This window comes from Macellibacteroides sp. (genome assembly GCF_050251695.1).
GTDB lineage: Bacteria > Bacteroidota > Bacteroidia > Bacteroidales > Tannerellaceae > Macellibacteroides > Macellibacteroides fermentans.
On the sequence record NZ_JBFWMI010000014.1, the window covers coordinates 11088 to 24142 of the forward strand.

The following is a 13055-nucleotide window of genomic DNA, read 5'->3' on the forward strand; positions in this document are numbered from 1 at the left end:
TCAGGAGCGGCTGATCTGAAGCCCCTTGTCCGATAAACTCATATCTACGAAGCGCGCATTAACATTGGGCGGATTTTGGACAAGTATTTCTTTTATTCGGCTTGCGGCAACCGGATCTTTAGCAATCATGTACAGATAACCTCCTCCTCCTGCTCCCGGTAATTTGTATCCAAGTGTATAGTCTTTAATCTGGTTGATAATCGCCTCGATGGCCGGAGGATTTGTCCCGCTGTCGAGTGCTTTATTCTGTTGCCATGTTTTGCCGACTAAAGCAGCCACTTCGGTAAAGTTACCCCTTTGGATAGCTTCGTAGGTGTCGAGCGCGTGTAACTTCATTTCCTGTAAAAGATCGAGGTGTTCGGTGGAATTAAGAAACATGCTGCTTACAATTTCGGCCAGAATTCCCTTGGCGGTACGTGTAATCCCGGTGTAATAGAGCAGATGGCAGGGTTTATATTCCGGACTACTGAAGATGAAATCGGGCAACCAACGTACCAATGGCAATTGGTCGAAGCCCCGGCCTGTCTGAAGCAGTTTCACTCCCTGCAGCACACCTCCGAACTGATCCTGCCATCCTCCTCCTGTGGTGAGAAGTTGTTCGAGCACCAACGTACGCCGGCAGATTTCGTTTTTATCCCATGCCAATCCACAGAAGTCGTTAACTGCTCCTAATACGGTTGCCGCAAGTACAGAACTGGTCCCTAGTCCCGAGCCCGCAGGGATGGCTGCCAACAGGGTGACTTCAATGCCGGATCCGAAGGCTTTAAGTCTTTCTTCGAGAGTGGAATAATTACCTTGACCAAATTGGGGTGCGAATCCAGCTAAAGAAAGAGCTGCTTTGGGTATGGAGAAGGGGGAGCCTACTTTCGAAAAGTCGCTCAGCTCGTCGTATGTAGTGATTATCTCCATAGCTCCCAGATCGATAGAGCGCAGAACAATCTGAAATGTTTTGCTGGGTTTGATGTATACCTGCAGGGGAGGCTGACCGTTTAATTCGATGGCCATGTTCACGACATTTCCTCCGGAATAAAGGCAGAATGGAGGAGTGTCTGTCCATCCTCCGGCAAGGTCGATACGAACCGGACTTCTTCCCCATACGATCTGGTCGGAATAGACGTTGAGACGAGGTTCCTGCTTTGTTTCGGAAATTGATCCTACAAGCCCTTCGCGAAGCAATGAAAACGAGGCTTTCTCGTCGGTTATATACTGGTTGTCGCCAAGCAAACGAAGGGTTCTGGCACGGAACATATGGTTGTGCATCCGATTGAGCAGTGTTGCATCCTCGGGCAGCGGGGGAGGTAATGGTATGCCGCCTTTGGCAAATTCGCCGGCTGCATCAGCCAGATTGAGCTGATAGAATACACTCCGCTCATAATTGGATGCCAATTGGACCCAGTTTTCCTGTCGGAACAGAGTTCGTTGGGCATAGAGTCTGGACAGGTTGGCTGAGGCAGATATCTCGTCGGCCGATAATCTGGGGGCATTTAGCCAAAGTGTTTTTCCCTCTTCCAGTTGGGGCTCGCATATCATCCAGCGAAGGAGCATGCCCAATTGTTCAATGGATTCGCAATAGGGGAATAGTGGGGCCGATTGTAAATCGCCTGTTTGTCCGCTCATCGTTGCCGACATGTCTATTTTTCGTGCAGAGAACCAGTCGGCTACGGCTTTACCCATCCAATGGGTCTCAGCATGGAAGAGATCTCCTTTAAAAGCATCGTTTAATCCGTAGGGGCGGGCCACCCATCCCTTGTCTCTTAACGGAATTACATCCACACAAATGCCCGGCGGAACAGAAAGTTGCCAGTCGTTGGCCGGTATCCCGGTCAGAATATTGTTCCTGCTGATTTTCCAACCAGTACCTACGTAGCTGTTTTCTATCCAAATATTTTCATTCTCTGCCGTAAGAGGCTTTTTCATTATGGAATTTTGCACAAACATAGCCGGATTGGGCTTAACTTTGCGGTGCATGATTTCACGTTGGTCCCGAACCAGATTCTGTACGGAAAGGGTAGAGGATATGAGCTCCTTACTGGTACCGTAATGATAGAATTCCCCCCCCTGAAGCGGAAGGATAGCTACGGAAAGCGAATTTAGTTCCGGATCTTTAACGCTTGGGTTACAACCCAGAGCACGACCGAAGTCGGAATACAGATCATAGTATTTTAATCCGTATTCGCCTTCTCCTTCCGAGCGCTTCATTAATAGCTCTACAGCCCGGTCGCTTAATATCCAGATTCCTATATCCATCAGGAACAGATGTGTTTTTGCCAGAGCTCCCAATTCATCGAGGGAGGGCTTTTGCAACATAAAGTCGAGTGCATCAGGATGTTTTCGATCTGAAACAAACACTCCGTGGTGAGTGGCCAGCGACGGTTCTACCCACAATCCGTAGCATACCACATCTGCTTCAGGTATAGGTTGCAGTGCTTTTTCGGAACGGATATATACATCTCCACTGGCAATCAGGGTATGTAATGAATCGGGAGCCATTTTCATGATCCGTTCGTAGAGCGGAAGTTGGAGGTCAAGGAGCTTTTGTCCCAGACGCTGTCCTCTTTCCCATCTGAAAACGGGGACAGGGGTTAATATTTTACCTGACGGAGCATAGCCCGGCAGTCGCCTGCTTTGTCCGCCTGCATGTAGCAGAATCCGCTTTTCGGCAGCAAGCCATGCTTTTCGTTCTGTATAATTGTTTTCCTCTTTTCGGCAAGATTCCAGCAGCCACGCGGTTCCACCTCCCGATCCAAGTTTGGATCCTACAGGATCTGAGGTGCAGAACCATTCTTCGCGTGAAGCATTTTCCAGGTCATGAAAACTTTCCACCAGGTTGGGGGGCAGTGAGAGCAGTTTACGTATCATAGGTTGTTTTTTGTTTTTCCAATGGCAAATGTACATTATTATTCCTTAAATTGGAAGAACGAAGAAATTAACCATCTTTGAGGAGTTTGTTTTTCAGGATAATTTCCAGTGCGGTTTCTTTGTAGGTACGCGAAAGGGGGATTTTATTTTTCCCGATGCCTAAAAGATTCCCCTCGATGGAATCAATTTTATCGATATTAACAAGATAGGATTTATGTACCTGAACAAATCGCTCAGCGGGCAATTTTTGGAGAATGGTACGCAGGGTGGTGTGCGTTATTATTTTCCCATCGCTGGTATAGATGGCTACATAATTTTCGACACCTTCGATAAAACGCATATCATTAAACCGTATTTTCTCCAGTTTCAGGCTGGTTTTTACGAATAGATAGTCCTGCACAACCGGAGTCTGCGAAGAGATCAACTGATCGTATACTTTGTTTACAGCCTTTAGAAAACGATCGAAAGAGATAGGCTTTAGCAGGTAGTCGCTTACTTCGAGATCGTACCCCTTGATCGCATATTCGGCATATGCGCTGGTTATAATTACTTTAGGAGGGTTGCTCAAACTGTTCAACAGCTCGATTCCTGTCATATATGGCATTTCTATATCTAGAAATAACAGATCGGCTTGCTGACTTTTGAGTTGATTGTTTAACTGGATGGCGTCTTCGCAAACGCCTACCAATTCGAGAAAATCAATTCTTTCCACATAGTTTTGCAGTCCCTTTCTTGCAATAGGTTCATCGTCTGTTATGATGCATTTTAGTTTCATCCGATTGTTGTTTTTTTAACCAATTCAATTTCCATATGAGCTACATATGTTCCATTGGATTTTATATATTGAAGTTTGTGTTTGCCGGCATAAAGTAACTCAAGCTGCCGTTGAAGGTTTTCAAGACCTATTCCCTTCTTGCTGTTATTTACAGTGTTAGCGGGGATGGAATTCCTGACTTCCAACGTCATCCGGTTTCCTTTTTCAAGTCGGGCGTCTATCTGTATCCAGTAATCGCCTCCTACATATTTAAATGCATTTTCTACCAGAGGTAATAACAGAAGCGACTGAATATGGTATGGTTTTAAAGCCGGATCGAAAAAGGTTTCAAGTTTAAGACTCTCTTTCATTCGTAACCTTTGTACCTCCATATAGGTTTCGATAAATTGAAATTCCTGTTCTACCGTAACCGAATGATTTACATCGTATAGTTGGTAGCGGAGAAGTTCCGAAAGTTTTTCTATAGTACGACGTGGAGCCTCATTTTGCTCATCTATCTGAAAGTAGATGGTGTTCAGCGTGTTGAATAAGAAATGAGGCCGGAATTGAGCTTTCAGGTACTTGAGTTCCGTTTCGGCTTGAATGCTTTTTACCTTTTCATTTTGAAGCCGTTGTTCGATATATGCATCCAGAATCTGACTTCCTCTGTAAAAGGAATAGATGAAAATGAGAACCAGGGTGAAAATGACACTGGCAATAACAAGATCATCCAGATCCACCGGGTCATTAATAAAGTGGTGGATTATCATAACACACGGATTTATAAATAGTAACCCTACAACGACAATGATCAGGTATTCGATCAATAGTCTTTTTAAATTCAATTTATCCGTATACTTTTCATTCCGCTTTAAAAGGTAATACATAAAGGCCTGAAACAGGTAGGCCATAATGGAGGCTCCTATCCATTCTATCAGATTCTGACTGATAGGTCTTTCCCAGAATTTGTATCCATTGGGGGTGTCGGTAACAAGACGTATCCCTGTCATTACAATTAATGCAACAAATAGAGGGATAATCCAAAACCATTTTTCAAAACGTTTCATATCAGATTTATTTATTATACCGATGCTTTATAAACTAATTGTAGGAATATTACAAATTTATACGTTTTGTGTCAAAAGCTTCACCTTTTCGTTTGAATTCTTTTGATTCGAATCCTTTACTGAATTTCCATGTAAATGAAATTCCCAGAATGCAATGATCTTCCTTTTCAAAGATCCGGGCCGTACTGTTGCCGATACGGGTGGTCATATTTACCCGGTTGGTATGGAACAGGTCGTTGGAATAAAGGGATATGCTGGCTCTGTCGTTCCATAACTTTTTTTGAATACCGGCAGTAAGCTGTCCGAAGGAGGCTATTTTCATTTGCCCCATTGCCATTCGCCCATTATAATATCCTGTCAGCTCTGCCAACCAACCCTTACCTAGCAAAAAGCGGTTCCCTACGTGAAACATCAGCGTTGTTTGTGCAGTTTTGTTTGCGTCTTGTATCAGACTCCATTCATATTGATTGTGTGTTAAGCCGATACTGGCGGTAGACTGCATATACTTTACAGGCGAGAGATTACCGGCACTTAATCGGATTCCGCAAGATCTGTAAGTAGCAAGGTTTTTAGGCATCACATATACTCGTTTGCTGTTTTCGCTCAGAATAAAAGATTTAGCGATTACGTCGTTAGTCTGATTATAAAAAACTGCCACTTTATAGTTATTTGCCAGAAGATATGAGAGTTCCAGATTGTCTGAGAATTGGGGTTGCAGGGTGGTATTACCCTGTTCGTAGGTATAGGTGTCGAAAATATATACGAAAGGATTCATATCCTGGTAATTAGGCCGATCTATCCTGCGTCGGTAGGATAGATTCAGTGTGTGATTCTTTCCTGCCTGATAACTTAACGTAACCGATGGAAATAGATTGATATAGGATTTGGAAAAGGAAGAGTCGGCTTGCAACCTGTTACCCGGCAACTGTCCTTTTATGTTTGTGTTTTCTATACGTAATCCAGCTTCCAATACAAATTTATAACGTGCAATTCGAGAGTTAAAATAGAGTGCGTTGATGTTTTCTTTATAGATAAAATGAGAGCTTAGTCCGTAATCAGGCTCCCATTCCTGTTGTTCCCTGTTTTTATAGTCGGATGTATTATCTATGTTCACATATTCCGATTTAATACCACTTTCCAAAAGCAGTTTTTCATTTACCGGATAGGTGAAGTCGCTTCTCATGGATAATAAATCGATAGTTCCTTTTTTAGTTCCAGCCGATTCTGGCATAATCTCATTTTGAGAGGTATACAGGAAAAGGTCATTATGGTACTGATCATTGTCTACAGCATGGTGAAGATAGTCGGCCGACAGACTAACCTCTTTCCCAGTACTGTCTATTTTATGTATCAATCCAATGGTACCCGAGATATTGTTTCGCATGTTGTCGTTAATTGTCGACGATTTAATGGATGAATCCCGTTTTCCAATGTGGTTGATAAAGTTGGAATTTAAAGATCCGGATTCTGCCTGGTTGGATGTATAACCGTTTAGAGCCAGTTCGAATGTGGTTTTAGACGATGCAAAATAGTGTATGCCCCCTTTGTAATAATGGGAATCTTCATTCCGCTTCCTATAGCTTAATTGGTTGAATGTAGTTTGTTCTGAAGGATTTTCCTCTTTAAATTCACGTATCACTTGCAGATCAACGTAATTTCTGCCACTATAATACCCATACATCCCAAAAAGGTTGAATTTTCCTTTTCGATGGTTGAAATAGACAGAATGGTTACTCTTTTCATATTTTCCTTGCATAAAGTTGGATGTAATCCCCAGATTAAATCCCATTATTCTTGTTTTTTTAGTCCGTATATTAATAAGTCCGGAATTACCGCTTGCATCGTATCGGGCCGAAGGATTGGTAATTAATTCTATTTTATCTAAGGATGTGGCCGGTGTGGATTTAAGAAAGCTTACCAGTTCTTCTCCTTGCAAATAAGCGGGTTTTCCGTCAATCAAGACTTTAGTTCCGTTCTTTCCATTCAATGAAACAGCTCCGTTGCTGTTAATATATACTCCGGGCAGAGTCTCCAATACACTGAATGCATTTCCTCCGGTATTGACAATGGTGGCTTCCATATTGATTGTCGTTTTGTCGGCTTCTATTTGGATCGCAGGTTTCTTTGCCGTGACTACAATTGTATTAAGACCAATTGCCTCCGGTTGTAGGTAAATGGTGTCAAGCATAAAAGATTTTCCTGCCAAAACATTGGCTTTGCAGGAGTTTTTTTGATATCCAAGCATAGATACCTGTACGTAATACAAACCCTTGGCTATCTCTTTGAGTTGAAAATTTCCATTCTTATTAGCTGCAGTTCCGGTTATAAATGCCGAATCGGTGGCTGATAATAGTACGATGTTGGCTCCTTCGGCTGGTAAATAGTCGTTTGTAAATACACTACCAGTTATTAAGATTGTTGCTGAGCAAAACATATAAGCGTACTTAGCATAAAAAGGGAAATGAATATAGGTTGTCGTTTCATATGATTTGTTTTTGAGACAAATCTATGAAACGAAAACGTGGACAGTCAAATTTATTTGACGAACTGCAAAAAACTGAGGTTGAGTTGCAGAGATTGGATTAAGTGAAGAAAGAAAATCAAGATGATAGTTGAATGGAGTCGTTTAAATGCGAGGTCGATTTACAGCCAGTTCAGTACCGGCTTATTACAAACGACTTCCTGATAAACAAGATAAATTAAAAACAAGAAAATAACTATAAATATGACTACACATATTGTCTGAATGATTCTCCATTTCCTGATGTATGCATCATAGGCCTTTTTATCTTCAAAATAATGCTTATTCTTCATTTTTAACTCTTTAAATTAGTAAACCGAAGCAATTGTATCTATATTAATTAAGTAACCGAAGCATGATGGTTCTCTCTGTGTATCGTGTAAAATAGACTGCAAAATTATTTATAATGTTTTGGAACAAAATGCAAATCGCAGACTGATAATTATACAAATGAGACAAAGATTGGATAAAAAGATGCGTTAAGTTAAATAGCCTTTTTCCTTATTTCTTTATGAATAACCAACGGTGTCTGTTTAAGATATCTTTTGCAGTAACTGATAAAATGAGCAGAAGATGAAAAACCAAACTCTTCAGAGATTGCTTGTATGTTTACGTTGGGTTGTGCCAATCTGCTTAATATGTTCTTATTTTTTTGTTGAATAATCCATTGATAGGGGGTATCATTGAAATGTTCCTTGAATTTTCTGGTAAGTGTTTTGGGTGACATATTGCATCTATCGGCAAGCTCGATAACATTACAGTTGATTGAAAATTTGTTTAGAACCAAACTGATGAAATTGTTTTGATTTTCAATTAAGGGAAGTAGAAAACGAGCGGAATTTACCTTGTCATAAAATGTGTATAAAATAAAAATAAGTTCTCTTTTCTTTAATTCATACATGAAATTACAGAAGGCTCCTGATTTGAACAAAAGAGATATTCCGTTTATATACAGCTTCATGGCCTCATTTATTTCCAATATTTCAAATTCATCGGCTTTAGCGGGGCAATAAATTGAAATTTTGTCAAGAGCGGTTTTCTCACAAGTGCTAATAATATTATTGAACTGAATGCAGATTAAGGATAAATCTTCGGCTGCTTCACCTTCCAAATTGCCGGAGTCTTTCGTCCTTAAAAACATCTGTCCGGAATTTAAAATCTTTGATTGATGGGTTTGGCCACTTGCCAGAAACGTCCCTTCAGCAATAATGATGATTGAATTTTCTTCTATAAGCTCAATACTGACTTGCTCACCTTTATTAAAGCTGAAACTGCGAAACAATGAATTACTTCGTGCTACATAGTTGTTGCATCCGAAATCATTGTTAATCTCGAATTCACTTAAATCTTTCAAAATGTCACTCTCTTTATAGGAACGATATACTAATTTATTCATAATTTTGGAATTATGTTTATTTTATTACTTAACCTTCCTGAGAAGTAAGATAAAACGAATAAATTAGTCAGCGCATCATGTAAGGAATCAAATATTCAAAATGAATATTGAGTATTTAATTCATAAGTACTAGCAAAGAAACAAAATAGATTTTGATTTCAGGAAGTTTTGTATAACAAATTTAGAATTATTAATATAAGATTGCAAAACGATTGAAATGTTTTATCCTTTCGGCTTGATTTACTATTTTTGCATGGAACGAATCTAATACGCAGATGTTATTTAATTCATTGGAGTTTGCATTCTTTCTCCCCATCGTTTTTTTGCTTTATTGGTTTGTATTTAATTCAAATCTAAAATGGCAAAATCTTTTCATTGTTTGTGTCAGCTATATTTTTTATGGTTGGTGGAATTGGCGTTTTTTATTACTTATTGGATTTACCTCTGTATGTAGTTTTGTAGCCGGGCAATTGATTGTAAGGTTTCGGACAGAAAATTTTGAATCACGGAGTACAATGCGTTTTTCTCCATCATGGTACGTGTCTGCCATCAATATCCTTATTAATGTTTTATTACTGGCCGGATTCAAATACTATAATTTCTTTGTGGATAGTTTTGTTGAAGCTTTTCGCCTGTTCGGAAAAGAATTTGATATTCATACGATGAAAGTTATTCTTCCAGTAGGAATTAGCTTTTACACATTTCAGGCTTTAAGTTACTCCATAGATGTCTATCGTAGAAAATTACAACCGGCAACCAATCTGATTTCTTTTTTAGCTTATGTAAGTTTTTTCCCCCAGTTAGTTGCAGGTCCTATCGAAAGAGCAACCAATCTTCTTCCACAATTTTATAGGAAACGAACTTTTGATTCAGACAAAGCCGTTGACGGAATGAGACAAATTTTATGGGGACTGTTTAAGAAAATGGTCGTCGCTGATACTTGTGCTATATATGCAAATCAGGTGTTTGACGGGGTTGGTTACCAGTCTGGCAGTGCACTGTTGTTGGGTGCTCTGTTTTTTGCTTTTCAGATTTATGGTGATTTTTCCGGATATTCGGATATAGCAATAGGAACAGCCCGGTTGTTTGGGTTCTCATTAATGCGAAATTTTAATTACCCTTATTTTTCAAGAGATATTGCTGAATTCTGGCGACGGTGGCATATATCTCTTTCTACCTGGTTTCGCGATTATGTATATATACCGATGGGCGGGAGCAGGAGTAATTTATTGTTTAACATTAGAAATACGCTGACTGTATTCGTTGTGAGCGGATTTTGGCATGGTGCAAACTGGACATTTCTTGCCTGGGGTAGCTATCATGGATTATTGTTTTTGCCTTTGTTGCTGTTAAAAAAGAATCGTCGGTTTACTGATGTTGTTGCTGAGAATAGATTCTTTCCTTCAGGAAAAGAGATTTTCCAAATGCTTTCTACCTTCTTTTTGGTTTTACTTGGATGGATATTTTTCCGCTCAAAAAATATCAATGCTGCAGTTCAATATTTGAATGCCATGTTTACAGGTTCGCTTTTTGAAATCCCTGACTTGTTTTATCTTTCGACCAAATGCATCATGTTTATTCTTTTTATGCTTACGGTAGAATGGGTTCAACGTTTTGAATTGCATGGCTTGGTTTTGGATAAAATCAAATCCCGGATTTGGAGATGGTCAATTTATCTATTTCTGTTGATGGCTATTTTCCTCTTTGGTGGCGGTGAAGAAACATTTATTTATTTCCAATTTTAATCTGATGAGAAATTTTTTACTTAAAATAGGACTCTTTTCTGCTTTGTTGATTGTGCTGGGAATCATTTTCGGACTGTTGGCGGATCATGGATTACGATCGCTGAGGAAGGGTGAATTTGGAGAATGGAACCGGTATCGTACCGATTCTATTCATTCAAATTGGATTATCCTTGGAAATTCAAGAGCCTACCGGCATTTTTCAACTCAGATAATTGATTCGCTTCTGCGGGTTGATAGTTATAATTTAGGAGCGACAAATGCTACGTTCCCGTTCCAACGATTAAGGTATAATTATTACAGACGTTTCGCAGATAAACCATCTGTTGTAATTTTATCTGTTGATGCAGGAACAACGCTACATACTGAAGATGGTATCCCGGACAGACAGCAGTTTATTCCAATCTTAAATGAGCCGGAAATTCAAAAGGGGCTAAAGGGTTATAAAAATGGTTTTCAGTGGTTCGACTATTATAATCCGGTCACAAAATACAATCGTTGTTTTGAGGCAATGAAACAGGGCCTTTTTTCCTTTATTGGTATTCCGGAATCGGGTGTAGAGAGGTATAAAGGTTTTATAAATGAAAACTATAAATGGGACGGAACTTTCGAACAGTTCAAAGCTCAATATCCAATGGGGAAAAAAATGCCAGTTGATAAGAATGTAATTGAAGATTTAACTTCCTTCCTCAGGCAGACAGCAGGCGAAGGCATACGGGTTGTAATGGTATATTCTCCAGAATATATAGAGGGACAGAAACTTATATTAAATAGAGATTCAATTGTTAAGATTTACAGGGATATATCCAATAAAATGAGTGTTCCTTTTCTTGATTATTCATCGCATCCGATTTGTTATGATAAATCATGCTTCTATAATTCCACTCACCTGACTTTAGACGGAGCCGAACAATTTACGAAAATAGTATGTTCTGATTTGAAATTGATGGGAAATGAATATTCCCGATAGAGCTTGATGCGTGATCTTATTTCATTGATATTGTTAAAATTGAGATCTTAAATTGTCTGTTTAGTGAAATAATAGTATATTTGCTGCATAAGTATCGGTTGCTTTATCTTAGGATTATATTTCAATTAAATAGGGGTGAAATGGTCTATGTGATGATTGCGATTGTTTTAATACTAACCGAAATGTTTTATATACGGTTGGTAAATAAAACATCTTTTTTTGCGGCTATACATGAAAGGGAAAAGGATCAACGTCCTGTATGGAGTGGAGCGGGACTTCTTTTGTACCTTGGCATGTTGTTTTTTAGTGTTATCCATGGTTTTGTATATCCTGGTTTCTTTTTTGCTATAACCTTATTGGCCGTAGTTGGTTTGTGGAATAATGTAAAGCCAATTTCTAAACTCATTCAGCATCTGGCTTTGTGGGGATCGTTGTTGTTTATGTTTAATGATCTTGATATATACAACGACAGTATATGTTGTTCTTTTTCACTTGTCTTAATTGTTTCAGTGTTAATAATGTATTCGTTTCGTGCAATTGATGGGGTTAATCGAATAAGTGGTGCTACTTCTTTTGTGGTATTACTGACGCTTGCCTTTATTAATTCACGGATGGTTCCCTTTATTGACGAAATGTACTTATGGATAGCGATCGTTTTATCCTTTTTATTGATATTTTTTAATATTAAATACCGTAGCCGGGCACTGGGGGGCGAGGCCGGAGCAGGGATGTTGGCCGTAATTGTACTGTTTGCCCTTTGGAAACTTATCCTGCTCACAAATGATGTTTCTTATTTAATTCTGATGGTTGTTTGTGTTATTGATAGTATTGTTACTGTAGTTTATAGGATTTTTCGGCGAGAAAATATCTTTGAATCCGAAGGTAGACATATCTATCAGTTGCTTGTTTCAAGAGGTAATATTCCTCCAATCATCGTTTCATTCTTGTATGCATCTGTTCAATCCCTGATAGTTGCTGGTTATTTTATTCTCTTTCCTTACCGGTGGTTGTATATGGCTTGCGTACTGGTCATGTTTATTTTGTTATATATGTATCTGGAGTTTTATCTTCGTAAATTGAATTGAATAAACATTTTCCATAGTTGATTGTTTTATAAGTGTAATAATTAAAATAAATAACTATGGCTGCTAATTTTAAAGATGCTCTTAAGCTAAGAAGAACATATTACGCACTGAGTAATAAATCGCTAATAGGTGATCAGGAGATAGAAGATATTATTTCTCATGTATTATTACATACACCCTCTCCATTTAATTCTCAGTCTACACGTATTGTTCTTTTATTGGGCGAGAATCATAAAAAACTATGGCAGATAACAAAAGATGCTCTAAAAAAGATCGTTCCGGCAGAATCTTTTGCTGCAACCGAATCGAAGATTGAAGGAGCTTTTGCGTCTGGATATGGTTCTGTACTGTTTTTTGAAGATCAATCAGTTGTTAAAGGATTACAAGATGCATTTCCTTCCTATGCGGATAATTTCCCTGTATGGTCTCAGCATACATCCGGAATGCACCAACTGGGTGTCTGGACGCTTCTTGAGGAAGCCGGCTTCGGAGCATCCTTACAACATTACAATCCACTAATAGATCAGGCCGTACAAGAGGAATGGAATTTATCCTCTTCCTGGAAGCTAATTGCCGAGATGCCATTTGGGGTACCGGTACAAAAACCAGGTGAAAAGGAATTCAAACCATTGACAGACCGCTTTAAGGTTTATAAATAATT

9 protein-coding genes are annotated in these 13055 nt (G+C 39.2%); 4 read left to right on the plus strand and 5 right to left on the minus strand.

Annotated elements, in window-relative coordinates; genetic code table 11:
- The 5 genes from AB7E53_RS03715 to AB7E53_RS03735 all read right to left on the minus strand — a co-directional run bounded on the left by AB7E53_RS03715 (position 1) and on the right by AB7E53_RS03735 (position 8597).
- Positions 1–2856 (minus strand): bifunctional fucokinase/fucose-1-phosphate guanylyltransferase, encoded by a 2856-nt coding sequence (locus AB7E53_RS03715; RefSeq protein WP_446774275.1) that lies wholly within the window; start codon positions 2854–2856, stop codon positions 1–3.
- Positions 2857–2926: 70 nt separating this feature from the next.
- Entirely contained in the window at positions 2927–3634 is a 708-nt protein-coding gene (locus AB7E53_RS03720; protein WP_446774242.1) for a LytR/AlgR family response regulator transcription factor, read from the minus strand.
- Complete coding sequence (locus AB7E53_RS03725; RefSeq protein ID WP_079683600.1) at positions 3631–4680, minus strand: sensor histidine kinase; 1050 nt, start codon at positions 4678–4680, stop codon at positions 3631–3633. The genes AB7E53_RS03720 and AB7E53_RS03725 overlap by 4 nt, the downstream gene beginning before the upstream one ends.
- 49 nt (positions 4681–4729) lie before the next feature.
- Entirely contained in the window at positions 4730–7114 is a 2385-nt protein-coding gene (locus AB7E53_RS03730) for a TonB-dependent receptor domain-containing protein (protein WP_446774244.1), read from the minus strand.
- Positions 7115–7685: 571 nt separating this feature from the next.
- Positions 7686–8597, minus strand: coding sequence for a helix-turn-helix domain-containing protein (locus AB7E53_RS03735; protein WP_446774246.1), 912 nt, complete (start codon positions 8595–8597; stop codon positions 7686–7688).
- Between the two features lie 275 nt (positions 8598–8872).
- Between AB7E53_RS03735 and AB7E53_RS03740 the strand changes: the two genes are divergently transcribed.
- From AB7E53_RS03740 to AB7E53_RS03755, 4 genes are all read left to right on the plus strand, one after another.
- A complete protein-coding gene (locus tag AB7E53_RS03740; protein ID WP_446774247.1) occupies positions 8873–10342 on the plus strand; it encodes an MBOAT family O-acyltransferase in 1470 nt (489 codons plus the stop codon).
- A gap of 4 nt (positions 10343–10346) precedes the next feature.
- The gene (locus AB7E53_RS03745) at positions 10347–11309 is read left to right on the plus strand and encodes a hypothetical protein (protein ID WP_446774249.1); all 963 of its coding nucleotides are present in this window, start codon (positions 10347–10349) and stop codon (positions 11307–11309) included.
- A 140-nt stretch (positions 11310–11449) separates the two neighbouring features.
- Entirely contained in the window at positions 11450–12394 is a 945-nt protein-coding gene (locus tag AB7E53_RS03750) for a hypothetical protein (RefSeq protein WP_446774251.1), read from the plus strand.
- A gap of 56 nt (positions 12395–12450) precedes the next feature.
- Positions 12451–13053, plus strand: coding sequence for a nitroreductase family protein (locus AB7E53_RS03755; RefSeq protein ID WP_446774253.1), 603 nt, complete (start codon positions 12451–12453; stop codon positions 13051–13053).
- Positions 13054–13055: the final 2 nt, after the last annotated feature.

Coding starts and splice junctions, on each gene's coding strand:
- AB7E53_RS03740 (WP_446774247.1), top strand. CDS start 8,873: ATGTTATTTAATTCATTGGAGTTTGCATTCTTTCTCCCCATCGTTTTT.
- AB7E53_RS03725 (WP_079683600.1), bottom strand. CDS start 4,680: ATGAAACGTTTTGAAAAATGGTTTTGGATTATCCCTCTATTTGTTGCA.
- AB7E53_RS03720 (WP_446774242.1), bottom strand. CDS start 3,634: ATGAAACTAAAATGCATCATAACAGACGATGAACCTATTGCAAGAAAG.
- AB7E53_RS03750 (WP_446774251.1), top strand. CDS start 11,450: ATGGTCTATGTGATGATTGCGATTGTTTTAATACTAACCGAAATGTTT.
- AB7E53_RS03745 (WP_446774249.1), top strand. CDS start 10,347: ATGAGAAATTTTTTACTTAAAATAGGACTCTTTTCTGCTTTGTTGATT.
- AB7E53_RS03755 (WP_446774253.1), top strand. CDS start 12,451: ATGGCTGCTAATTTTAAAGATGCTCTTAAGCTAAGAAGAACATATTAC.
- AB7E53_RS03735 (WP_446774246.1), bottom strand. CDS start 8,597: ATGAATAAATTAGTATATCGTTCCTATAAAGAGAGTGACATTTTGAAA.
- AB7E53_RS03730 (WP_446774244.1), bottom strand. CDS start 7,114: ATGTTTTGCTCAGCAACAATCTTAATAACTGGTAGTGTATTTACAAAC.